This is a genomic window from Streptomyces sp. GC420 (genome assembly GCF_009916105.1).
Taxonomy (GTDB): Bacteria; Actinomycetota; Actinomycetes; order Streptomycetales; family Streptomycetaceae; genus Streptomyces.
The window spans coordinates 1-22,031 of the sequence record NZ_JAAAXQ010000055.1 but is presented as its reverse complement, the minus strand read 5'-3'; the positions used below and the strand labels follow the sequence as shown (position 1 = coordinate 22,031).

Below are 22,031 nucleotides of genomic sequence, written 5' to 3'. Positions count from 1 at the left end.
GCGGCCACGGGCGACAGCGTCGGTAGGGGTGACCCCCGGTCACCGGTGCTGCAGCGGGTTTGCAACGGGCGCACGCCTCTCGACCGAGGCGTCACCGGGCCGGGCTCTCGACCGCCCTCGCCGCGAAGCGCACACCCGACTGCAGGTCTGCGCACCCAAGGTGCCGGAGCGCACCGAAGGCACCTACCCAGGATGACCGCGTGCGTGGGCCGAGCGGCGCATGGCCACCGCTGCCCGGCGAGTTCAGCGACGGGGCCGCCTTGGGCTGGTGCCCATACAAAGTGCTGCGGGACGTCGGGGCATGTCGCGGACAGTTTCCGGCAGAAGACCGGACTGCGTTCGCTCGTTCGGTGACCATGGCGAGGAGTATCAGGGCCGATCCGTCCCGCGCGCTTCAGCGGGGCGTGCTGGATGGGAGGGCGTCGGAGGTGACGCCGTCGGCCCTGGCCGCGTCGGCGAGGGCCGCGGCAGCGGCTTCTGCCGCCTGCGCAGCGTCGTTGGCGGCCTGGGCGGCCATGTCGTCCGACGGCTTCTCCCGAGTGGCCGCTGACTGGGGCAGCACCTCGGTGAAGGCCCGGGACACGCCTTGGAGCGCGGAGGTGATTTCGCTGGGAATGACCCAGAAGTTGTTGCCCGAGCCCTGCGCGAGCTGGGGCAGCATCTGGAGGTACTGGTAGGCGAGCAGCTTGGGGTCGGGATCGTTGCGGTGTACGGCCTGGAACACCTCGTCGATGGCCTGCGACTGGCCTTCCGCCTGGAGGATCGCGGCGGTGCGGTTGCCCTCCGCGCGTAGGACGGCCGCCTGCTTGTCGCCCTCGGCGGTCAGAATCTGCGATTGCCGCTGCCCTTCGGCCCCCAGAATCGCGGCCCGCTTGTCTCGCTCGGCTCGCATCTGCTTCTGCATCGCGTCCTTGATGGACTGCGGGGGGTCGATGGCCTTGATCTCCACTCGATTGACCCGCAGCCCCCACTTGCCGGTGGCCTCGTCCAGCACGCCGCGGAGCTGGCTGTTGATGGTGTCCCGTGAGGTGAGCGTCTTCTCCAGGTCCATGGACCCCACGACGTTGCGCAGGGTGGTGACCGTGAGCTGCTCGACGGCCTGAAGGAAATTCGCGATCTCGTAGAAGGCGGCTCGCGGGTCGGTGACCTGGAAGTACAGGACGGTGTCGATCTCGACGACCAGGTTGTCCTCGGTGATGACCGGTTGCGGTCTGAACGACACGACCTGCTCCCGCAGGTCGATCACTGGATGAACGCGGTCGATGTAAGGGATGACGAGGTTGAGTCCGGGATTCAGGGTCCGATGGTATCGGCCGAGGCGCTCGACATTGCGAGCGCGCGCCTGGGGCACGATACGGACCGCCCGCACCACAGTGAAGATCGCGAAGAGCGCGGCGATCAGACCCGCAACGAGGAACGCCGAGTTTTCCATGACTTCAGTCCCGAGGGTAGACGAGCGCGGTGGTGCCGCTGATCTCTATGACGTCGACGGTCGTCCCGGCAGGGATGACCAGTGTCTCGTCATAGGCGCGGGCCGTCCATTCCTCGCCGTCGATACGGACTCTGCCACCCCGGCCCGTCACCTCGGAAACGACATAGGCGGGTCTGCCGATCAGCGCCTCTATACCGAATCTCGCCGCTTGAGGCTGACGGATATGACGCAATGCGACGGGGCGGACGAATAGGACGGTGACCGTGGCGACGACGGCGAATACCAGGAACTGGAGTGCCGGCGGCAGTCCGATGGCAGCAGCCCCCGCCGTGACCAGCGCGGCCGCACTCAGCATCCCGAGCGCCGCGGTGAGTGTGAAGATCTCCGCCACAGCCAGCACAGCTGCGGTGATCAACCAGATCAGCCAAAGATCCATCACGTACCTCTTCTGGTCGGCACGGGCGCTGGAGGGGCTGTGGTGTAGCCAATGGGCCTCTGCCAGAAACAGTTGTTGCACTGAATCCGACCGACGAGCGAAACTCCGCCGACGCGTCACATCAGAAGAGATTCGGCTAGCAAGTATCTCTATTCTAATGTTTCCCCACGAGATCAACCTGAGGCGGCGGCGAAATTCGTTCAGCGGCCACTCATCTCGGGCAATCCACGAGTGACCGCACTGACAGCCCTGTGATCATCTTCGGGGCGAGCTCCACATCTACGTCCTGAAGGATCAGGCATTCGCCGAGGCGTGGTGGGAGATGCCCAACGAGTAGGCCTGCGGGTTCGACGCGCTGGCCAGGCCACTGGGCATGACAGGCGAGTCCCACCAGGTCCGCCTCGAACTGATCGGCGAGGAGGCAGACGAGGCGGGGGAGATCCCGCGACGGCGAGGACGGTACAGGGGACGCTTGGCTTCCCTCAGCGTTCTCGCTTCTTCCGGTACAGCCTGAGGTCGCGGTTGACGAACAGGTGGACGTAGCCGCATGCCCAGCAGACCAGGCCGGTCGCCGCTTCGTTCGCCCACGCCAGCCTGAAGAACTCCATCCCCGTGCTGTTCAGCAGTACCTCCCGCTCGCGGAATGTGTCGTTGTCGCACATCAGGCAGAGGATGGGGTGCTCCCCGATCGCCGCGTGCACAGGTCTGGCCATGCTGTCTCTCTTCGTGTGTCACTGCTGACGATGTTCGAGGACGGGTACGCCGACAGGGTGCGCGGCGACCGCCCGGCCGGCGCGTCGGTCGCCGGATCCGGTGCGGGTGCGGGTGCGAGGCCCAGGCGGCGGTGATGTCGATCCGGCGTGTGGTCGGCTCGTTCCCCTCAGGTGGCGGTACGCGAGGATGGCGAGCCAGACGCGACACTGTGGCGCGAATATTGCGGCAGACGGCGGAGTGCCTCCCCAGCAGTCGGGCCACGCCCCCGGTCCCTTGCCATGTCAAGATCAGGCACCCGCGAGCAGTGCCACGGAAGGCGGTGCCCCAGGGCCGCGTCGGCGTCGAAGACGTCATGGGCGACGGCGCCGCAGAGCATCAAGAGCCAGAATCCGATGACCACGGCAACCACGGTGGTCAGGAGCGTGGCGGGAAGGCCGAACGCCGCGTTCAGGAGTTCTTCCATGCCCGCCTTCCCCCGAATCGGCTTTCCCGGAAACCCGGCATCGACTGCAGACGCACACCCTCGCCATGGCTATTCTCGTGCGCCGACATGCACTTGCACATTGCCGACAGCTGGCAGCCTTTCCGCCTTCTTGGTGCCGAGAACGCCCAGCGGCGCTGATGGCCCCGCCGTCGCGTCGGCGGCAGATGCGCGGACAGCGCCCGGCGTTGCCGACGGCGGGGAGGTGAGTACGCATTTGCCTGCCGAAGTATCCCAGTACGATGGGCCGCTGAAGTGATCATTACGGACGGGGGCGACTAGCGCACGGGCCCGCCCGCGTGAGCCGAGAGCCGCGGAAGCCCTACTGGCGGCAGGCGCGGGGAGGATCGCGGAGAGACATACCAGCTTGACCAATGCGAGGCAGACCCCTGCCGCCCACATACGCCGGTGGCGGGACGACAGTTCGGGCGCTGATCGAACGGGGAGGGCTTTTTGATGTCATGGGATGAGTGGGAGCAGCTTAAGAGCCAGGCAGCCGAAAGACGGGGCGCGGCCATGCAGCTCAACCAGGCACCCTCGGAAGGCGGTGGCGGCCAGGGAGACCTCAGAGTGGACCAGCAGGACCTGGCCGCCGTGGGGGACAGCGCCTTCAAGCTCTTCACCGCGCTGGCCAAGCACGGCCGGGATGCCTGGTCGCCGAGTCAGACCGCGGCGAAGGACCTGACGGCGCAGGGGTTCGACCTGGGCAGCGGCCTGCACCACGTACAGGACAGGTGGGAGCGGCAGTTGCAGACGCTGCTGGACGCCGTCGCGCACATCTCCAACCACATGGACTTCACCAAGAACGCGCACGCCGGCGACGAGTACCACATCGCGACCACGATCAGCAGCATCGCCGCCCTCGACAAGGGCTTCACCGAAAGGACGCAGCGCTGATGGACCTCGACACGCTGCGCCAGGCGAACTTCGCTCTCCTCGACCAGGCGGTAACCGCCTGGCAGGGTGTGGTCGACAAGCTGAAGACGATGGAGAGCGATGCCCGGGACGACATGAAGGCCAAGGCCGACAAGGCGAACTGGGCGGGCGTCAACGCCACCGTCTCGCGCGAGTTCATCACCAAGACGGCCGGTGAGTTCGCCGACGCGCACACGCAGGCGACGACCATCCACAACATCCTCAAGGACACCCGCGACGAGCTGGCCGGTTACAAGCAGCAGCTCGACCAGGCGCTTGAGCGTGGCCTTCAGAAGAACATCACCGTGGTCCCCACCGGTGGAGGCGGCTTCACCGTCACGATGAACATCCATCCGGACCGTGCGGCCGAGGGAACGACCGTTCCGCAGCACTCCCAGCGGGACGTCGACGAGCTCCGGGACGACGTCCAGCGCATCCTGAACAGGGCGACCGAGAGTGATTCCACCGCTGCCCAGGTCCTCAAGGCCATCGCGGACCAGGCCGAGGTCGGATTCTCCGGCGCCGAGTACGGCGACCGCGACGCAGCAGTCGACGCTGTGCGCAAGGCCGAGGAAGCGGCCGAACTCATCAAGGAGAAGGGCGACGAGATGTCGCCCGAGGAGTTCCAGAAAGTCAACGGGCTGCTCGCCTCGTACAAGAATGATCCGCTCTTCCAGGAGAGATTCGCCACGCAGGTGGGCCCGAAGGGCATGCTGGAGTTCTGGGCGGACCTGTCCAGTCCCGACACGACCAAGGACCTGACCCGCACCCAGCTCGACCAGCTCGGCGACTTCCAGAAGAATCTCGGCCATGTCCTGGGCGGCGCCACCCAGTCGGACAGCCCCGCCATGCGACAGTGGGAGAACGACATAGTGAAGCTCGGCAGCGAGCGATTCCGCTCCCGCACCGGGGACGCCTACGGTTTCCAGATCATGAGCAACCTCATGCGCACGGGCGACTACGACGACCAGTTCCTCAACAAGTACGGCAACGAACTGGTGGCTCAAGAGAAGAAGATGAAGCTACCGGACCGCTTCTACCGGATGGAGCCGGTGCCGAAGATGAACTTCATCGGCGACGAAGAGTTCGGCCGCGACCCGATGACGGGCTTCATGACCGCCCTGGCCAACAGCCCGGACGCCTCGACGGAATTCTTCAACACGAAGGACCCGCAGGACAACGCGCAGTGGGTACTGAAGGATCGCCCGTACTTCGACGACTCCCCGCTGAACGACGGCCCGAACGAGGCGAGGGACGCGGCCGGCAAGGCCATGTTCGCGGCCGTTTCCGGCGTGTCGGACCCGAAGGCGCCCGACGCGGAGTTCCTGCCGCACACTCCGGAGCAGCGTGAGGCCATGAAGCGCTCCGTGGAGTTCCTCGCGGCAACCGGCAACGACTTCCCGCCGGAGATGCGCGACGACATGGCGTACGCGATGGGCAACCACGGCGAGACCGTGCACCGCTCCATGAGCGACCCCCTGGGGTCGCACGGCTTGGATTCCGGGCAGTTGATGGAGATCAGCAAGCAGATATCCCGGAACAAGGACGACTACGCGCTGCTGACGACACAGATGCACACGGCGATCGTCGGCGACATCCTGACGGAGAAGGCACACCCCGAGGACAGTCTGGACCGGGCGGGCCGCACGGTCGGCTTCCTGGAGGAGGCCCGCTACCAGGCGACCAATGACAAGAAGGATGGGGACCTCACCGACGCGTCCTGGAAGAAGGCCTGGGCATATCACGTGGTCGGCGGCGTTCTCACGCCGTGGCATCCGGCCGGCGACGCGGTGCAGCGAGGCGTGGACCTGGTCACCTCGGCCTGGCTCCAGGACAAGCAGAACGAGATCAACGACACCGCCACGGCCGATCACAAGGAGACCTACCAGTCCCGCAACGGGGAACTCCGCGGCCTGGCGGACCTCTGGTACGAGCACAACAAGCAGTGGGCCGAGGACCCGGCTCACGAGGGCTACTCCAAGGACCACGGTGTGTACTCCACCGTCGGTGCCGCCGCCAACGACGGCAACAAGAAGGCCGAAGGGGTCACAGGAGACCAGTGATGAAAAGGGATCTGCACCGCGCCGTCGCTCCGGCGCTCACGTGCTGCCTCGCGCTGACTCTCACGGCGTGCGGCGGCGGGCGCGAGTACACCGTGCCAAGAGAGGCCTGCGGAGTTCCGCTGAGCGAGAAGACACTCGACCCGTTCCTGGTCGACGGCGAGGACCTCAAAGTGGTGGGCGATACGCTGACCGACCCCAAGGAGAACTCGGCGAAGTGCGAGATCTCGGTCGACGACTGGCTCGTGATCAGCCTCCAGGTCGACAAGGTCGACAGACTCTACGACCCGATGGACGACGCCGAGAGCTTCCGGTTCGAGAACCGGGCCAAGATGAACAATCTGCCGTTCGGCGGCCTGGGCGCGCTGGGCGACCGCAACTCCATGGTCAGTACGGCCTGCGCCGGCCCCGAGACGGACCACCTCGTCACGTACGTCTCGACCAGCCAGAAGGCCGGCGGCGACGTCGATGAACGCCGCAGAGACATCGAAGCCTTCACCCTCGACTTCGTGCCGAAGGTGAAGAAGAAGCTCGGCTGCTCCACCTGACCCGACCACGCCGCCATGGGACGGCGCAGCAGCGAAGCTCTGGTGCCATGCCGTGATCCTGCGGACCACCTGCGCGTCCGAAGGATCACGGCATGAGGCGGAGAACTCGCGTACTCCTTTCCGTCTCGCTCGCCGGACCCACGCCATCTGACAGTGCTGACCCGTCCCGGCTTCGTCGGGGCCGCTTCTACCCTCTCCGGCACCTCCCGGATCAGGCTGCCCCCAGCTTCAACCGCCCTGCTGCGACAGGACGTTGGTGGTGGTCTTTCACCTCCGCTCGAACAACAAGCACCTCACGGCGCACACTCGGGGAAGCACAAGAAGCACGGGATGAACGTGCAGGTCCTCGCCCATCCCTTCGGCCGGTTGCTGTGGACGGCACCGGTCCTGCCCGGTGCCGTCCACGGTGTCCGCGCGGCTCGCGAACACGGCATCGTCGACGCCCTCGCCGAGCCGATATACATGTACTGGGCCGACAAGGGCTACCGGGGGTGGCGGCGGCGCGGTCCGTACCCCGTGCTGGGGGCGGTGGGAGACCCTTTCCTGCCGGGCCAGGCGGACCGCAGGTAGCGGCGATTTCCAGCCGTGATCCGATCCGTTGTGATGCCAGGCCCCGACCGTAAGGGGCGGCGTGCGTTCATGCCTGGCGGGCCGTGTGAATCCGCAGCTCGGCCCCGGCGGACCCAGTCGGACTGCTTCCGCCAGAGGAGCGTGCTCACGGGCGTGCTCCCGTGGGAGCACGGGGCCGGGCGCGGACGGGGAGAGACGGAGGGAAACGGACCGAAACGGGCGCCGTTCTCGCTGGTCGGTGGAAGATCGCAGGTCAAAGTGGGTGCCGGTTCGGGTTCGAGTCCGGTTCCGGGCACAATCCTCCGCCTGACGTCTGACCGGGAAGATCGGCGCCACACGCGCAGAATCGTTTCTGTGGTTCGGGGCGCGACCGGGCACGCCGGGGACGGGTGCGGCGACGGGCCGCCGCGTGGGGGTCGTCGCCGCCCGCGGACCCGCCCGCGCGGGAGGCGCCGCGGCCCTGTTTCTGCCGCCCCGTCAACGGGCGCGGGCCGCGGCGGGCGCACGGACGGGTGAAGAACCGCGGCTCCGCCTCGGCGTCCGCTCGCACGTCTGCTGCTGACGCGTGCTCAGGACTGCGCCCCGCAGGCTTGTAGGCCCGCGGGGCGCAGCTCGGCGACCCGGTGGTGAAGGCCGCGGTCGCGTGAGACCGGTGCGGGGCACTGCTGCACCAGGCGTCTTTGCGGGAGACCGTCGCGGTCGCGGAGGCCGCGCTCCGGGATCTTGAGCCGCTGGAGTCCGGCAGGCACGCCGGGGACGCGGCGGTGTCGCTGCGCGGTGCGCTGCACCTGCGGTGCGCGATCGCGCACGCGCGGGGGACCCAGGCGGCGGACCCCTGGGCACGGATTGACGCCGCCTTGGAGGACGCTGACCGTCTCGGCCCGGACTGGTACGACGTCGACCAGCAGGCCGTGTTCGGGCGGTGCACCGTGGCGGTGCACCCGGCGCAGACCGGTCCGAGGCCGCCGCATACGTCATCGGCCGCGCCCGGGCCGTTCGCTGCCGCGGTCGGCCGGGTCTTCCGGTCCTGGCGTACCGCGGGTAGCGGCGGCTTCCGGTCGTGATCCGGTCCGGCGTGCCGCCGACTGCGTGCGCGGTGTGGAGACCGTGGCCTCCACGCCCACATCAACGAGTCGACTCGGCTGTCGCCGCCTCGCTTATGGAGAGAGCGATCTCCATAAGTTGCTTCTTCGTCAGTGGGTGACTTCGACGCTCGGCGGCCAAGCCATAGGCCGGGGCATTTATCTCAGTTACCAGAGCTCTCACTCCATCATTACGGAGAGTGTCTGCACCCCATTCGATCGTGCCCTTGCCGTAGCCGACAGTGGGGGTACTCTTGCGAACCATGGCCAACAGGCCGTCAGGTCGCGGAGCGACTTCGCTGAATAGCGCTCCAATGTCCGCGCTTTCGGGCTTCCACTTCTGCACGCTGACAGTGAGCAGTGCCTTGCCGGCTCCGTCGTCAACTGTCAGTGCCACGAATCCGCTGTCGGGCCCCTCTTCGTCGGCCACGCGAAGTTCCCGAGGGAGGCCACTCCGGAGAACTTCCCGTATCTTCTCTCTTGTCATCAGGGGGGTGCTCGGCGGAGGTGGCGGCGTTGTCGCCGCGGGAACCGCTGACACCACCTCACGCCAGACACCGGAAGAGGCGACCGCCTTCAGTTGACCCTCTGCCAGCGGAAGTGTCGGTCGAGACGTTTTTCGAGCCTCGGGAGATTCGGCGTTCCACTCCGAGACGGAAACCTGACTCCCGTCTTTGGTGGTGAACAAAGCAGTCCACTGCTTGACGCTGTGAGGTTTCCCATGGCTTCTCATCTCCCTGTTCAGTGTTATGGTGTCGCCATTTTTCAGTGTTTCGTGATCGCATTCACCATACGGCTGGTAAGCCCTGTAGGGGCATGCGGAGGCGTCCTGGGGGAAAGGAATCGAAAGTTTCCCTATGGACACCTTGATGAGTGAAGGGCCGTGACCATCGTCAAAGATCAGCTGGGCTGCTGGCTTGTATCCGCTGTTCCCTGTGCCTAGACCAAGGGGTTGGGAAACCTTCCCCTCCGGCAGTAAACTCTTCAACAATAAGATCATCCTGCTGTCGGATACCGCCTCTGGCTGAGCTCGGTGCAGGTCGCCCTGCCTGGCATGGCTGACGGCCAGGACTCCTAGAGCGGTAAGCGTGAGGGAGGCGGCAACGATGATCCTGGCCTTTGGCTCCGCGGCCCGTCGCTGCGGCATGCGGAGAAGGGAAAAACTTCCCGATTGATCTCGTGAACCTTCAAGGATTTCCGACTTCGGCGAGTCAGATCCACGGGTGCCGTATTTTGAGGCTCTATCGCGGGATCGATTCGTGAGATGAATCATGACACTCCTCCTTGAAGGCGATACGAATCCACTCGGGAGGCCCCGCCCTGGCTGAGTCCTCAGGTCGGCGGCCCCTGCCCGACAGGGAGCCGCCGGGCAGGGGGACGAACGGCGTGAAGGTCGCCCCGATAAGACCGTCACGATCGCCGGCAGCGACTGCCTGGCAGAGGGCTGCTCGCCTCGCGCGGGCGCCGGCGCGGCCAAGATTTTCCCTGAGTGGAGAGGCGTACGACGGCTCCACCGGAAGGCCCATGCCCGCATCGAGCGCGTCTTGGTGCGCATGAACCACGCTCTCTGGTTTTACTCAGAGTGCGTCAACATTCGATAAAGAGGGCGGCACCCGTGGGGTCTACCCCGACGAACGTGCCGTTCGGAGCGGCCGACAGAAGCGGGTCGCTGGCCGAGAATGGCGCCCCAATCCACGCGTACGACTTTCCGGCCTCGAAGCCATACTTGGCCTGGGATCCGTATCCTCCGAGTCCGCATATTTCCCGGTATCCCGAAGGGAAGGCAATCACCGAATTGATCGGCTGAGGGAAAACCTTGATACCACGTTCAGTCGAGTAGTAGGAGTAAGCGCTGCCGCCATAGTTCTGTTGGGTGTAGAACCATGCGAAGTCGCCCTGGGCCGTGACGGGCTCCGTGGTCTTGGCGGAGGAGGGGGCAGCCAGTGATACTGCCACGCCGCAGAGTGCGGATAAGATTGCCGCTGTCGAGATTATTTTCCTCATTTTCCTTGTTCTCCCTCTGGTCGTATCGATTTGTGGTCGACCGGTCTCGTCCGCTCTGTGAAACAGGAGCGGAGCGCCGACGTCAGCGTGACCGCGAGGCTGGCCAGACACTCGGCGAGTCGGCTGCGGGCAAAAGGCGATCGACGAGCGCGTGTGGCCCGCTCGTCCTCTCTGGGGCTGACGGCCTCGGCCCTCTGATGGGCTGACAACCTGGATGCGAACGTCGACGACAGCGATCCTAAGAGGGATCGGACACAGTGTCCAACGTTATGTCTTACCATTCTCGAGAGGCTGTACGAACAGGACCTGGCCGTCACCGGCCTCGGCATCGACTTTCAGAGCCGGGAGGTCCCCGGCCAGGCGGCCGCGGCGGCGGCCACCAGCAGGGCGATGGTGAGTCCGATCTGCCGGGCCGCGCCGCGAAAAACGCGGACCGCGATGCCCCCGGCCTGGATCAGGACGAGGCCGGTCGCCGTGGCGACGGCGAGCCAGGACGACCTCCCGGTCAGTGGAGGCAGGCGCAGGCATGCCGCGCCGAGGATCCCCGGCGTCCCGGTGAGCCTGACGAGCGGGACGGGGACGCGATCGGCCCACCCCGTCATGGGCTGGATTTGCTCCTGGCTCTGCAGGTGTGCCGGTGGGTGCGGGCGGTGCCGGTCCTGGTGTTCATGCCGCGCCGTGGGAAGAGGCAGAGGGGAAGGCAAGGGAGGGGGAAGGCGAAGGCAGGAACGAACGATCAGAAGGCCGGGGCCGTCACCCGTCCCTCCGTATACCTCTGGAGTAGTGGTCACGGTTGGGGGAAGATCATCCTCGAGCACTAGGTTGATTTCTTTGCTCACCCATTACTCTTGACGCAAGGCCGCGCAGGGCGGCCGTGGAGGAGTGAAATGAGAAGCAGCAACCCGGTCTTCTCGCGACGGGGGTTCAGCCGCGACAACGGCTACGCGGGCTTCAACACCGCGCCGCAGGCCGGGGGCCCCGCCGTTGGCACCGTTCAGGGCAACCCGTATGCCCAGGGCGCCGGCAACCCGTACGCGAATCCGTACGCCCAGCAGGACGTGCAGCCCGGCATGCCGCCGCAGGCTCCGGCCCGCACGGGCGCCATGACGATGGACGACGTCGTCATGCGGACCGCGACGACGCTGGGCACGCTCATCGTCACCGCGACCCTCGCCTGGTGGTTCCTGCCGGTCGACGCCGCGAACATCAACAAGTCGTACGGCATCGCCGTGGGCGCCGGCCTGGTGGCCTTCGTGCTCGCGCTGGTGCAGTCCTTCAAGCGCAAGGCCTCGCCCGCGCTGATCCTGGCGTACGCCGCGCTCGAGGGTGTCTTCCTCGGCGTCATCAGCAGCGCCGTGGACGAGCACATCGCCAATGGCGCGGCCATGCAGGCGGTGATCGGCACGATGGCCGTCTTCGCCGGCGTGCTGGTGGCCTACAAGACCGGCTTGATCCGCGTCAACCGCCGCTTCTACGGCTTCGTGATGGCGGCCGCCATCGGATTCGTCCTGCTGATGGCCGTGAACATGCTGTTCGCGGTGTTCGGCGGCGGTGACGGTCTCGGCTTCCGCAGCGGCGGCCTGGGCATCATGTTCGGGATCATCGGCATCATCCTGGGCGCCTGCTTCCTGGCCCTCGACTTCAAGATGGTCGAGGACGGCATCGCCTACGGCGCGCCGCGCGAGGAGGCCTGGCTGGCCGCCTTCGGTCTCACTCTGACGCTGGTGTGGATCTACATGGAGTTCCTGCGCCTGATCGCGATCCTCCAGGGGAACGACTGACGCACCGTGCCCGGGAGGCTCCCGGGCACGAGGCACAGGGCATGAGGAAGGGCCCGGAGCGCTGCGGCGCCTCCGGGCCCTTTCCTCGTGTTCCCGGGGGTCTTCCCCCGTCTCCTGTGCGTGTCTCGTGTCTTGTGTCCTGTCGGGGCTGCTAGCGCAGGTTCCGCGCGGCCCGCCTCAGGTCGTACTCGTGGACGATCGCCTTGGCGTGTCCGTACGCGAGGTTGTGTTCTGTGCGGAGCCAGCTGACCTTCTCTTCGAAGCGGAGGAGTGCAGGGCCTTCGTCGACGGCGCGGATCCAGTCGGAGATCTCACGACCGGTGCAGTGTGGGATGCGGGAGAGAAGATTCCGGTGGGTCTCTTCGGAGAAGGTTTGGGACATCGGCGCCTCCGGACGCTTTCGATGCTGCCGCTGCCCGACCGAAGATACGCGGACGCACGACGCCGGGCTTCCTTCACGCCACCGTGCCTGAGTGCGCGCGTATTGGCAACAGCCCCGCCGGGGCGCGTAGGGTCGCGGCGTGCTTGATGCGACCCCTCTGCTGGACGCCGTGGACCGAATCGCCGACCGGCTGCGGGCCGCTCCGCAGAGCCGCCTGCAGCGGGGGGCGGCGGGTGAGGGACTTGACCTGGCCAGGGAATTGTCCGCCCGGGCCCAGCGTCTGGAGGCCCCGGACGCGCCGGTGAGGGAGATCCCGGACGCCGGGATGTTCACGGTCGCCGACCAGGTCCTGGTGGCAGGGAACGACTTGGCGGCCGTGATCAGGGACCCGCGGGAACTCGAGGAAGCCGTCGCGCTGGTCGAGTCGGTGACGCACCGGGTGTAAGGCCCGTGCTCCCGTTACGCTGTCAGGCCCGTCGCCCCGTCACAGGGATGCGATGACCCGGTCCGCCAGGATGTAGACGGTGTCCTCGCCACAGGCGAAGGTCAGCGCGAAGGCGCCGGAGATGCCCGAGCCGCCCAGCAGGAACGGGGCGTCCCCGGTCCGCAGTGCGGAGGCGAGACGCTCCGCGGTCTCGCGGTGGCCCGGGGTCATGCACAGCGTGGTGCCGTCGGCGAAGACGTACACGTCCAGGGTGCCCAGGGGGCCCGGCCGCACGTCGGCGAGCGCCGTACGGGCCTGGGTGAGTGCCTCCAGGCGGTCCACCGTGCGCTCGTGGTCGAGGGACGGAGCCGGCTGCACCGGCACGAAGTCCGGGTGCGAGGGGTGCCGGCGGCGGGCCGCGGCCAGCTCGGGCGAGTCGGCCGGGGGAACGGGCATTCCCTCGTCCGACTCCGGAAGGTCGAACTCGGCGTCCAGATCGAGTTCGAGGCCCAGGTCCATGTCGAGGCCCGCGAAGTCGGGCTGCCGCGGCAGGAACAGGTGGGCGTCCTCGCCGAGACCGGCCAGGCCGCCCAGCAGCGAGGGGGCGTCCGCGGCATCGCGCGAGTCCTGCGCCGCCCAGAAGGCACGCGCCTCGGCGAGCTCGCGTTCCCGCTCGTCGGCGAGAGCCTCGGCGACCGCCGCGCGTATCTCCGCGGCGGGGGTCTCACGGGGGGCGGGCACCTGGAGCTGGTGGCGGCCGGGCGCGGCGGCCAGCTCGGTGCGCAGCGCGGACACCTGCTTGCGCAGACCGTGCGCCGCGTGCAGCGCGGCGGCCCCCACGGCCGTGGCGGCGGCCGTGGTGAGCAGCAGTGCGAGGGGCATGGCGCTCACTGACGTACTCCCGTTTCCATTCGGATCCCCCGACTTTCTACTTCAGCTTGTCGTGACCCGAGAAGCATTGTCAGTGCATTACGCCACGAAATGGACGGGTCTTACGAGCGGGGGTTCGAGCGACGACGACCTCCCACGATTGTGACCTGCGCAAACGTATCTCCCCCAGGAGAAAAGTCACATCCTGGGGGAGATTCGGTCACGGCAAGGGATCGGGGCGGTGGGCGGGGGTGCCGCGCGGGTAAACCCGCCCGCGGGTCCGCTCGGGACCGCCCGCTCCTCCGTCCGCCCCGCCGTGGTGAGGGATCAGCCGTGGTGAGGGCTCAGCTCAGGCGCTCGATGATCATCGCCATGCCCTGGCCGCCACCCACGCACATGGTCTCCAGGCCGAACTGCTTGTCGTGGAACTGCAGGCTGTTGATCAGCGTGCCGGTGATCCGGGCGCCGGTCATGCCGAAGGGGTGGCCCACGGCGATCGCGCCGCCGTTGACGTTCAGCCGGTCCAGGTCGATGCCGAGGTCGCGGTAGGAGGGGATCACCTGGGCGGCGAAGGCCTCGTTGATCTCGACCAGGTCGATGTCGCCGATGGACAGGCCCGCGCGCTGGAGCGCCTGCTTGCTGGCCTCGACCGGGCCGTAGCCCATGATCTCGGGGGAGAGGCCGGAGACGCCGGTGGAGACGATCCGGGCCAGCGGGGTCAGGCCCAGCTCGCGCGCCTTGGTGTCGCTCATGATGACGAGGGCGGCGGCGCCGTCGTTGAGCGGGCAGCAGTTGGCGGCGGTGACCCGGCCGTCGGGGCGGAACACCGGCTTCAGGCCCTGCACGCCCTCCAGGGTGACGCCGCCGCGGGGGCCGTCGTCCTTGGAGACGACCGTGCCGTCGGGGAGCGTCACGGGAGTGATCTCGCGCTCCCAGAAGCCGTTCTTGATGGCTTCCTCGGCGAGGTTCTGCGAGCGGACGCCGAACTCGTCCATCTCCTCGCGGGTCACGCCCTTGAGCCGGGCCAGGTTCTCGGCGGTCTGGCCCATCGCGATGTAGGCGTCCGGGACCAGCCCGTCCTCGCGGGGGTCGTGCCAGGTGGAGCCCTCGGTCTGCGCGACGGCGGCGGTGCGGGCCTCGGCCTCGGCGAACAGCGGGTTGTGGGTGTCCGGCAGGCCGTCGGAGGTGCCCTTCACGGACCGCGAGACCATCTCGACGCCGGCCGAGATGAAGACGTCGCCCTCGCCCGCCTTGATCGCGTGCATCGCCATCCGGGAGGTCTGCAGCGAGGAGGAGCAGTAGCGGGTGATCGTGCAGCCGGGGAGGTGGTCCATCCCCATCTGCACGGCGACGACGCGTCCCAGGTTGTGGCCCTGCTCGCCGCCGGGCAGACCGCAGCCGAGCATCAGGTCGTCGATGTCCCGCGGGTCGAGCTCGGGCACCTTGGCGAGGGCGGCCTGGACGATGGTCGCGGTGAGGTCGTCGGGCCGCAGGTCCTTGAGCGAGCCCTTGAAGGCGCGACCGATGGGGGAACGGGCGGCTGAGACGATCACGGCTTCGGGCATCACGGCTCCATGAGACTGGTGGGCGGCTGAGCGGACTATCCGGGAAGTTACCCGCACGTACCGCCGGGGTCACGATTACCTCAGTGTGATGCGAGCCGCATTTCTAAGCAACCGCTCAGTTCGTTGGGTTCGTGATCGCGCTCCCGCCGCGTGCCCCGCCCCGGCCGGCGGCGGCCGTCCTCTCGCCCGCCCCGCCGGCCGCCCCGGCGGGCGGGGCACCGTCCACTGCGAAGCCCGTCCCACCGCCCTCCGGACGCCCCGTGAGCAGGCCCAGCGCCGTTGCCGACACCGAGCCCGGCTCCGGCGTGAACGTGACGAGGCACTGGCCGGTGTCGGGCGGCAGCAGCAGCGACTCGTAGTGCAGCCACAGCTCGCCGGCCACAGGATGGGTGATGTGCTTCACCCCGTAGCAGAGGCTCCGCACGCCCTGGAGGTCCCAGCAGCGCCGGAACGCCGCGCTGCGCTCCAGCAGCTCGCCGATCAGGGCGCCCAGCGAGGCGTCCCCGGGGTGCTGCCCCGCCTCGGCACGCAGCCGGGCCGCCATGTACTCGCCGCCCTTGTCCCACTCCGGGTAGAGCGCACGGGACCGCTCCTCGTGCAGGAAGTACAGCCTGGCGAGGTTGCGTTCCCGCGGCGGCAGCGCCGCGAAGTCGTAGGTGAACCGGCCGCCGAGCGCGTTCCAGGCCAGCACGTCGGTTGCCCGGTTGTGCACGTACGCCGCCACGCCGGACATGGAGTCCAGCAGCATCCGCACCCCCGGACGGACCCGCTGGGAGGCCGTGGCGGCGGCCGTCCTGCGGACCGGGTAGGCGATGCTGCGCAGATACGTGTACTCGTCGTCCGTCAGCCGGAGCGCGCGGGCGACGGAGTCCAGGACGGCGTCGGAGATGTTCTGCGTCCTGCCCTGCTCGATGCGGGTGTAGTAGTCGACGCTGATGCCTGCCAGCTGGGCGGCCTCCTCGCGCCGCAGCCCGGGCACCCGGCGGCGGCCCGGGCCGCCGCCCGGCAGGCCCAGCTCCGCGGGGTCGAGGGCGGCGCGGCGGGACTTGAGGAAAGCGCTGATGTCGGGTTCCGGTCGGACTGCCATGAGCCGAGTATCACCCGGGTACTCCGCCCGGACCGGCCTGCCTGGTACTGGCGGACCCAGGCTGGACCGGGCCTGGTCCCGCACCGGGGGAACGGCGAGGCTCGACGGCAGGCACCGGTGCGCCGGTGGCACCGGAAGTGATGAGGCCCGAGGAGGCACGACCCATATGAAGCGCAGGATCCTGGGCGGAACCGGTATCTCGGTCAGCGAGTACGCGCTCGGCGCGATGATGTTCGGGGCCTGGGGCAACCGCGACCACGACGACTCCGTGCGGATCGTCCACGCGGCGCTGGACGCGGGGATCAACCTCGTGGACACCGCCGACATCTACAGCGCCGGGGAGTCCGAGGAGATCGTCGGCAAGGCACTCAAGGGCCGCCGCGAGGAGGTCGTCCTGGCGACCAAGTTCCGGTCGGCCATGGGGGAGGACCCCAACCAGGCGGGCGGATCGCGGCGCTACATCATGCGCGCCGTCGAGGACAGCCTCCGGCGCCTGGACACCGACTACATCGACCTCTACCAGATCCACCGCCCCGACCCGCAGACGGACATCGACGAGACCCTGTCCGCCCTGTCCGACCTCGTGCGGTCGGGGAAGGTACGGGCCATCGGCTCCTCGTCCTTCCCCGCGGACCGGATCGTCGAGGCCCAGTGGACCGCCGAACGGCGCGGCCACGTCCGCTTCCGCACCGAGCAGCCGCCGTACTCGATCCTCGCCCGCGGCATCGAGGGCACCGTCCTGCCCGCCGTGCAGCGCTATGGCATGGGCACGCTGACCTGGGGACCGCTCAGCGCGGGCTGGCTGTCCGGGCGTGATCTGTCGGCGAGCGGGCGGGCGGCGCTGGAGAAGGACAAGTTCGACCCGTCCCTGCCCGGCAACGCGGCCAAGCAGGCCGCCGTCGCCGAACTGCAGAAGGTCGCCGCGGACGCGGGCCTGTCCCTGCCGCACCTGGCCCTGGCGTTCGTACGGTCGCATCCGGCCGTGACCTCGGCGATCATCGGGCCCCGCACGATGGAACAGCTCACCGACCTGCTCGCCGGCGCGGACGTCACCCTCGACGACGCGGTGCTTGACCGGATCGACGCGATCGTGCCGCCGGGGACGGACCTGAACCGCGCGGACAACTACTTCGTGGAGGAGCCGGCACTCACCGACCCCTCCCTCCGCCGCCGCACGCGCTAGGTGTGTTGATCACGCCGACGGCCGTACCCGCGGCGTCCCGGCCCGTGCCGGGTGACCCGGGAACGCCCGGGCCCGCGCACGGACGGTTTGCCGAGCGCTGTCCCGTCGGGAGCGGTCCGGGGCCGATCCGGGGCCTGCCCGGCCGGGGCGAGCGCCTTGGCGGCGTCGACCGGGGGTACGCAGCTCTCCGCCCCGGACCCGGGCCTTCCGGGGCGCGGCCGCCGTTTCACAGCGGCACTGCGGATCGGGGCAGGCCCCTGGCGGTGTCGACCGGGGGTACGCGCCTCAGCCCGGACCCGGGTTCTCCGGGTGCGCGGCCGCCGTTTCCGGAACGGGAACGGACCGGGACCGGAGCAGGGCATCTGCCGTCAGGTGCCCCCGGCCCCTGCCGGGGACCGGGGCCCTTCGGCCCGCGCGTTCGGCCCGCGCGTTCGGCCCGCGCGTTCAGCCCGCGGGGCGCCTGGTCGTGCGGTCCGGGGTCGTGCGGTCCGGGGTCGTGCGGTCCGGGGGCGCCGGGGCGCGGGCGGGCTCGGTAGCGGCGGGCAGGCGGCGGCGCCGCCGGTGCTTGAGGAGGGCCCACGGGGCGCGGGCGCCGGAGACCTCGGTGCCGGCCTCGGAGGCCGCCTCCGCCGCGGCCTCGGCGACGGGCAGGATGCCCTCGTGCCGCGAGACGTCCACCCGGTCCTCCTCGGGCCACAGCCCCAGCGAGGCGCACAGGGTCGGCAGGATCGCCATCGCGGCCGTGGCGTAACCCTCGGCGGAGGGGTGGTAGTTGTCGGGGCCGAACAGCTCGCGCGGATTGGCCGCGAACTCGGGACCGAGCAGGTCCCCGAGGGAGACCGTGCGGCCGCCCGCGTCAACGGTGCCGATGGTCTGCGCGGCGGCCAGCTGGCGGCTCACCCGCCGTGCCAGGAAACGCAGCGGCTGGTAGACCGGCTCGATGGTGCCCAGGTCGGGGCAGGTGCCGACGACGACCTCCGAACCGGTCGACCGCAGCCTGCGCACCGCCTCCGACAAGTAGCGCACGGACCGGGTCATCGGCATCCGGTGCGTGACGTCGTTCGCGCCGATCATGATCACGCAGACGTCGGGCAGCCAGGCGGGATCCGAGAGCAGCCCGCTCACCTGGCGGGCCAGGTCATCGGACTGGGCGCCGGGCTGGGCGACGTTGCGCAGGTCGACGGGGCGCTCCGCGACCGCCGCGAGACCGGAGGCCAGCAGTGCGCCCGGGGTCTGCCGGGAGTGGTGCACGCCCTGCCCGGCCGCCGTCGAGTCGCCCAGCATCCCGAACCGCAGCTCCCGCTGCCCGGGACGCAGCGGTAAGTCCTTGCCGTAGCGGCCGGAGCAGCGCGGGACGGAGACCGGTAATCCGCCGACGGAGCGCCGCGCGAGCTGCGCCTCCGCCAGCAGCAGCCCCACACCCGCGGCCCCGACCAGTCCGATGCCGCCGCCGCCGTACGCCGCACCGGCGGCGATCCGCCGTGCCACCCTCGCCCTCGACATGAACCGCCTCCCGTCGCCGTACAAGGACTCATTGCCCCGTACCGGGAGGTGCTCAATCTCAGGCCCAGCTCTGCTGGGCCGCGTACCAGGCCAGCTGCGTCCGGTTGGCGGTACCGGTCGTCTCCATCAGGGCCCTGATGCGGCGCTGGAGCGTCCGCAGCGAAACCCCCAGCTGGGAGGCGATCGCCTTGTCCGGGAGGCCGGACAGCAGCAGGGACAGCAGCTGGGTGTCGAGCTCCGGCTGCTCCTGGTCGCGCGAGGGGTCGGGCGGGCGGATCTCACCCGATTCGGTGATGTGCAGGGGAGTCCCCCGCGACCAGCGGTCCTCGAACATCTCCACCAGTGCGTCCACCAGCACCGACTTGTGCAGGAGCAGCAGTCCGCCGGAGGTGAAGTCCGGCTGGTCGGGGGAGAGCGGCAGGAGGGCGTGCTCGCCGTCCACGATCAGCATCTTCACCGGTACGTGCGGAATGGCGCGGGCCTGCTCCCCGATCGCTATGGCGACGGGCATGGACGGCGACATGGGCTGCGTCAGCGCGCTCGCCTCGTACAGGGCGCGGTAGGAGATCCCGGCCGCCATCCGCTCCTGCTGGAGCTCTGAGTTGTTGGCGACGTACGGCGGCCGCACGAAGCCCAGCACCTCCTTGCGGGCCTGCCGCTGGATCTGTACGACGCACTCGCGCTGCACCTCGGCGCCGTACAGCACCTCCGCGAGCCCGCCGGGCAGCGCGGGCAGCCTGCGGCCCTCGGGAGTGGCCCCGGAGGACAGCGCGTTGAGCCGCTCCTGCACGGCCGCCAGTTCCTCCTCCTGGCGGCGGCCCAGCTCCGCGGCGGCGGCGAGTGAGGCCAGCGCCGCCGTGAACAGCGCGTGCCGTCCCGTGTCGTCGGACACTCGCCCACCCCCAGTCGTCAGAACCTCCGCGGCCGTCGTCCGGCCGCCGGCCCGGCCTTGCGCGTGGCGTAACCGCGACGTGTCGCGCATGCGCCACGGCAGACCCTATCGCTGTGGCAGGACCGGCCTCTCCGTTACGCCGTACGCTGGCCGCATCACACGGAGAACCCGGAGAACACGGTGCAATTCCACGACTCGATGATCAGCCTTGTCGGCAACACCCCGCTGGTGAGGCTCAACAAGGTGACCGAAGGCATCCAGGCGACCGTCCTGGCCAAGGTCGAGTACTTCAACCCCGGCGGCTCGGTGAAGGACCGCATCGCCCTGCGCATGATCGAGGCGGCCGAGCAGAGCGGGGAACTGCGGCCCGGCGGCACGATCGTCGAACCGACCTCGGGGAACACCGGTGTCGGGCTCGCCATCGTGGCCCAGCAGAAGGGCTACAAGTGCATCTTCGTCTGCCCCGACAAGGTCTCCACGGACAAGATCAACGTGCTGCGGGCATACGGAGCCGAGGTCGTGGTCTGCCCCACCGCCGTGGACCCCGAGCACCCGGACTCGTACTACAACGTCTCCGACCGCCTCGTCAGGGAGACCCCGGGCGCGTGGAAGCCCGACCAGTACAGCAACCCGAACAATCCGCGCTCGCACTACGAGACCACCGGTCCCGAACTGTGGGACCAGACCGATGGGAGGATCACCCACTTCGTGGCGGGTGTGGGCACCGGCGGGACGATCTCCGGCACCGGCCGCTACCTGAAGGACGTCAGCGACGGCCGGGTGAAGGTCATCGGCGCCGACCCGGAGGGCTCCGTGTACTCGGGCGGCTCCGGCCGCCCGTACCTCGTCGAGGGAGTCGGCGAGGACTTCTGGCCCACGGCCTACGACCGTGATGTCGCGGACGAGATCATCGCGGTCTCCGACAAGGACTCCTTCCAGATGACCCGGCGCCTCGCCAGGGAGGAGGGCCTGCTCGTCGGCGGCTCCTGCGGCATGGCCGTGGTGGCGGCGCTGAGGGTGGCCGAGGGGCTGGGCCCGGACGACGTCGTGGTCGTCCTGCTGCCGGACAGCGGCCGCGGCTACCTCTCCAAGATCTTCAACGACGAGTGGATGAACGACTACGGCTTCCTGGAGCACTCCGGCGGCCAGCCCAGCGTCGGCGACGTGCTGGAGCGCAAGGAGCACGGCCTGCCCTCGCTGGTCCACATGCACCCGGACGAGACGGTCGGCCAGGCGATCGAGGTGCTGCGCGAGTACGGCGTCTCCCAGATGCCCATCGTCAAGCCCGGCGCCGGCCACCCCGACGTGATGGCAGCCGAGGTCGTCGGCTCTGTCGTCGAGCGCGAACTGCTGGACGCGCTGTTCACCCAGCGGGCCTCGCTGGACGACCCGCTGGAGAAGCACATGAGCGCGCCGCTGCCGCAGGTCGGCTCCGGGGAGCCGGTCGGCGACCTGATGAGCGTGCTGGGTACGGCGGACGCGGCGATCGTCCTGGTCGAGGGCAGGCCGACGGGTGTGGTGAGCCGTCAGGACCTGCTGGCGTTCCTGGCCAACGAGGCCAAGTAGGCACGGCGGAGACGCAACTGAGGGGGCGGGCCGAAGCTTCGTGGAAGTGGTACGAGCGCGTCACGTCCCCGCAGCACACGCTTAACACGCGTCCGGCACATTGGTGGTCGTCGGAAGGAACGAGAAGCGACAACCGACACCACAAGCGGCGTCAAGGACCTCCGGAGCGGCTCCCGGACCTCCACAGACGCCCGGACGCGGCAGACCGGCCCTGACCCGGCCCGTGTCCCTCGCGGGGACCGCCGTCGTCCCGCCCCCCGGGTGACCGGGGGTGCGGCGGTCCCCGCGCTCAGCTTTTTTCCGCGTTTGCGCCCTCCGGCCGGACCGGCTCTCCGGCCCGGCGCCGCAGGCCCCTTCGGGCTCCTGGCTCTCCCGGGCGGCCTCTCCGGGCTCTCCGGCCGCTCCCATCGCCCGCCGCTCGACGTGGGACACGGGAAGTCCCCGCGTCCGCGCGCGGCCCCGCCGACCGCCACGGTCCCCGGCCGGGTGACGCGGAACGTACGGCTCCGCCCGGGTGTCACCGGGACTGGCGTGCC

At 69.1% G+C, this 22,031-nt stretch carries 21 protein-coding genes and 1 pseudogene; 9 read left to right on the top strand and 13 right to left on the bottom strand.

What is annotated here, in order from left to right:
* Nucleotides 1-394: 394 nt before the first annotated feature.
* From GUY61_RS09945 to GUY61_RS09930, 4 genes are all read right to left on the bottom strand, one after another.
* Nucleotides 395-1,432 (bottom strand): SPFH domain-containing protein, encoded by a 1,038-nt coding sequence (locus tag GUY61_RS09945; RefSeq protein WP_166629717.1) that lies wholly within the window; start codon nt 1,430-1,432, stop codon nt 395-397.
* 4 nt (nt 1,433-1,436) lie between these two features.
* Nucleotides 1,437-1,868, bottom strand: coding sequence for an NfeD family protein (locus GUY61_RS09940; protein ID WP_166629716.1), 432 nt, complete (start codon nt 1,866-1,868; stop codon nt 1,437-1,439).
* A gap of 482 nt (nt 1,869-2,350) precedes the next feature.
* Entirely contained in the window at nt 2,351-2,581 is a 231-nt protein-coding gene (locus GUY61_RS09935; protein ID WP_166629715.1) for a hypothetical protein, read from the bottom strand.
* Between the two features lie 167 nt (nt 2,582-2,748).
* A complete protein-coding gene (locus GUY61_RS09930) occupies nt 2,749-3,045 on the bottom strand; it encodes a hypothetical protein (RefSeq protein ID WP_166629714.1) in 297 nt (98 codons plus the stop codon).
* Between the two features lie 474 nt (nt 3,046-3,519).
* Between GUY61_RS09930 and GUY61_RS09925 the strand changes: the two genes are divergently transcribed.
* The 5 genes and pseudogenes from GUY61_RS09925 (at nt 3,520) to GUY61_RS09905 (ending at nt 8,220) form a co-directional block, all read left to right on the top strand.
* Nucleotides 3,520-3,960: a hypothetical protein gene (locus GUY61_RS09925; RefSeq protein WP_166629713.1), complete on the top strand. Its 441-nt coding sequence runs from the start codon at nt 3,520-3,522 to the stop codon at nt 3,958-3,960.
* Nucleotides 3,960-6,041, top strand: coding sequence for a hypothetical protein (locus tag GUY61_RS09920; RefSeq protein WP_166629712.1), 2,082 nt, complete (start codon nt 3,960-3,962; stop codon nt 6,039-6,041). Before GUY61_RS09925 ends, GUY61_RS09920 begins: the two co-directional genes overlap by 1 nt.
* Nucleotides 6,041-6,586 carry a hypothetical protein gene (locus tag GUY61_RS09915; RefSeq protein WP_166629711.1) on the top strand — a complete coding sequence of 182 codons (546 nt, stop codon included), beginning with the start codon at nt 6,041-6,043 and terminating at the stop codon, nt 6,584-6,586. Before GUY61_RS09920 ends, GUY61_RS09915 begins: the two co-directional genes overlap by 1 nt.
* A gap of 303 nt (nt 6,587-6,889) precedes the next feature.
* Nucleotides 6,890-7,130 (top strand): annotated as a pseudogene (locus GUY61_RS09910) (transposase family protein); the annotation flags it as partial.
* Between the two features lie 706 nt (nt 7,131-7,836).
* Entirely contained in the window at nt 7,837-8,220 is a 384-nt protein-coding gene (locus GUY61_RS09905; protein ID WP_243766326.1) for a hypothetical protein, read from the top strand.
* Nucleotides 8,221-8,281: 61 nt separating this feature from the next.
* Here GUY61_RS09905 and GUY61_RS09900 read toward each other — a convergent pair whose 3' ends face one another.
* The 3 genes from GUY61_RS09900 to GUY61_RS09890 form a co-directional block, all read right to left on the bottom strand.
* Nucleotides 8,282-9,511, bottom strand: coding sequence for a hypothetical protein (locus GUY61_RS09900; RefSeq protein WP_166629710.1), 1,230 nt, complete (start codon nt 9,509-9,511; stop codon nt 8,282-8,284).
* A gap of 314 nt (nt 9,512-9,825) precedes the next feature.
* A complete protein-coding gene (locus GUY61_RS09895; RefSeq protein ID WP_166629709.1) occupies nt 9,826-10,194 on the bottom strand; it encodes a hypothetical protein in 369 nt (122 codons plus the stop codon).
* A gap of 383 nt (nt 10,195-10,577) precedes the next feature.
* Nucleotides 10,578-11,033 carry a DoxX family protein gene (locus GUY61_RS09890; protein WP_313896600.1) on the bottom strand — a complete coding sequence of 152 codons (456 nt, stop codon included), beginning with the start codon at nt 11,031-11,033 and terminating at the stop codon, nt 10,578-10,580.
* Between the two features lie 96 nt (nt 11,034-11,129).
* On the opposite strand from GUY61_RS09890, the gene GUY61_RS09885 reads away from it, so the two are divergent.
* Complete coding sequence (locus GUY61_RS09885) at nt 11,130-12,023, top strand: Bax inhibitor-1/YccA family protein (protein WP_166629707.1); 894 nt, start codon at nt 11,130-11,132, stop codon at nt 12,021-12,023.
* Nucleotides 12,024-12,174: 151 nt separating this feature from the next.
* On the opposite strand, the gene GUY61_RS09880 is transcribed toward GUY61_RS09885, so the two are convergent.
* Entirely contained in the window at nt 12,175-12,405 is a 231-nt protein-coding gene (locus GUY61_RS09880) for a DUF4287 domain-containing protein (protein ID WP_166629706.1), read from the bottom strand.
* A 139-nt stretch (nt 12,406-12,544) separates the two neighbouring features.
* Here GUY61_RS09880 and GUY61_RS09875 point away from each other — a divergent pair, with 139 nt between their 5' ends.
* A complete protein-coding gene (locus GUY61_RS09875) occupies nt 12,545-12,850 on the top strand; it encodes a hypothetical protein (RefSeq protein ID WP_313896599.1) in 306 nt (101 codons plus the stop codon).
* 39 nt (nt 12,851-12,889) lie between these two features.
* Here GUY61_RS09875 and GUY61_RS09870 read toward each other — a convergent pair whose 3' ends face one another.
* The 3 genes from GUY61_RS09870 to GUY61_RS09860 all read right to left on the bottom strand — a co-directional run bounded on the left by GUY61_RS09870 (nt 12,890) and on the right by GUY61_RS09860 (nt 16,351).
* Complete coding sequence (locus GUY61_RS09870; protein WP_208105774.1) at nt 12,890-13,711, bottom strand: hypothetical protein; 822 nt, start codon at nt 13,709-13,711, stop codon at nt 12,890-12,892.
* Between the two features lie 332 nt (nt 13,712-14,043).
* A complete protein-coding gene (locus GUY61_RS09865; RefSeq protein WP_166629705.1) occupies nt 14,044-15,264 on the bottom strand; it encodes an acetyl-CoA C-acetyltransferase in 1,221 nt (406 codons plus the stop codon).
* Between the two features lie 115 nt (nt 15,265-15,379).
* On the bottom strand, nt 15,380-16,351 hold the full coding sequence (locus GUY61_RS09860; protein ID WP_166629704.1) for a helix-turn-helix transcriptional regulator: 972 nt from the start codon (nt 16,349-16,351) through the stop codon (nt 15,380-15,382).
* Between the two features lie 166 nt (nt 16,352-16,517).
* Here GUY61_RS09860 and GUY61_RS09855 point away from each other — a divergent pair, with 166 nt between their 5' ends.
* Nucleotides 16,518-17,534: an aldo/keto reductase gene (locus GUY61_RS09855; protein ID WP_166629703.1), complete on the top strand. Its 1,017-nt coding sequence runs from the start codon at nt 16,518-16,520 to the stop codon at nt 17,532-17,534.
* Between the two features lie 444 nt (nt 17,535-17,978).
* Here the strand turns inward: GUY61_RS09855 and GUY61_RS09850 are convergent, their stop codons facing one another.
* Together GUY61_RS09850 and GUY61_RS41500 are read right to left on the bottom strand one after the other, a co-directional pair.
* Complete coding sequence (locus GUY61_RS09850; RefSeq protein ID WP_166629721.1) at nt 17,979-19,022, bottom strand: SGNH/GDSL hydrolase family protein; 1,044 nt, start codon at nt 19,020-19,022, stop codon at nt 17,979-17,981.
* Nucleotides 19,023-19,095: 73 nt separating this feature from the next.
* Complete coding sequence (locus GUY61_RS41500; protein ID WP_166629702.1) at nt 19,096-19,929, bottom strand: LuxR C-terminal-related transcriptional regulator; 834 nt, start codon at nt 19,927-19,929, stop codon at nt 19,096-19,098.
* A 180-nt stretch (nt 19,930-20,109) separates the two neighbouring features.
* Here GUY61_RS41500 and GUY61_RS09840 point away from each other — a divergent pair, with 180 nt between their 5' ends.
* Nucleotides 20,110-21,495: a cystathionine beta-synthase gene (locus GUY61_RS09840; RefSeq protein ID WP_166629701.1), complete on the top strand. Its 1,386-nt coding sequence runs from the start codon at nt 20,110-20,112 to the stop codon at nt 21,493-21,495.
* Nucleotides 21,496-22,031 lie beyond the last annotated feature (536 nt).

Excerpts from the sequence above, each read along its gene's own strand:
- GUY61_RS09935 (WP_166629715.1), bottom strand. The coding sequence starts at position 2,581 with ATGGCCAGACCTGTGCACGCGGCGATCGGGGAGCACCCCATCCTCTGC.
- GUY61_RS09860 (WP_166629704.1), bottom strand. The coding sequence starts at position 16,351 with ATGGCAGTCCGACCGGAACCCGACATCAGCGCTTTCCTCAAGTCCCGC.
- GUY61_RS09900 (WP_166629710.1), bottom strand. The coding sequence starts at position 9,511 with ATGATTCATCTCACGAATCGATCCCGCGATAGAGCCTCAAAATACGGC.
- GUY61_RS09920 (WP_166629712.1), top strand. The coding sequence starts at position 3,960 with ATGGACCTCGACACGCTGCGCCAGGCGAACTTCGCTCTCCTCGACCAG.
- GUY61_RS09880 (WP_166629706.1), bottom strand. The coding sequence starts at position 12,405 with ATGTCCCAAACCTTCTCCGAAGAGACCCACCGGAATCTTCTCTCCCGC.
- GUY61_RS09885 (WP_166629707.1), top strand. The coding sequence starts at position 11,130 with ATGAGAAGCAGCAACCCGGTCTTCTCGCGACGGGGGTTCAGCCGCGAC.
- GUY61_RS09870 (WP_208105774.1), bottom strand. The coding sequence starts at position 13,711 with ATGCCCCTCGCACTGCTGCTCACCACGGCCGCCGCCACGGCCGTGGGG.
- GUY61_RS09940 (WP_166629716.1), bottom strand. The coding sequence starts at position 1,868 with ATGGATCTTTGGCTGATCTGGTTGATCACCGCAGCTGTGCTGGCTGTG.
- GUY61_RS09855 (WP_166629703.1), top strand. The coding sequence starts at position 16,518 with ATGAAGCGCAGGATCCTGGGCGGAACCGGTATCTCGGTCAGCGAGTAC.
- GUY61_RS09925 (WP_166629713.1), top strand. The coding sequence starts at position 3,520 with ATGTCATGGGATGAGTGGGAGCAGCTTAAGAGCCAGGCAGCCGAAAGA.
- GUY61_RS09865 (WP_166629705.1), bottom strand. The coding sequence starts at position 15,264 with ATGCCCGAAGCCGTGATCGTCTCAGCCGCCCGTTCCCCCATCGGTCGC.
- GUY61_RS09945 (WP_166629717.1), bottom strand. The coding sequence starts at position 1,432 with ATGGAAAACTCGGCGTTCCTCGTTGCGGGTCTGATCGCCGCGCTCTTC.
- GUY61_RS09930 (WP_166629714.1), bottom strand. The coding sequence starts at position 3,045 with ATGGAAGAACTCCTGAACGCGGCGTTCGGCCTTCCCGCCACGCTCCTG.
- GUY61_RS09915 (WP_166629711.1), top strand. The coding sequence starts at position 6,041 with ATGAAAAGGGATCTGCACCGCGCCGTCGCTCCGGCGCTCACGTGCTGC.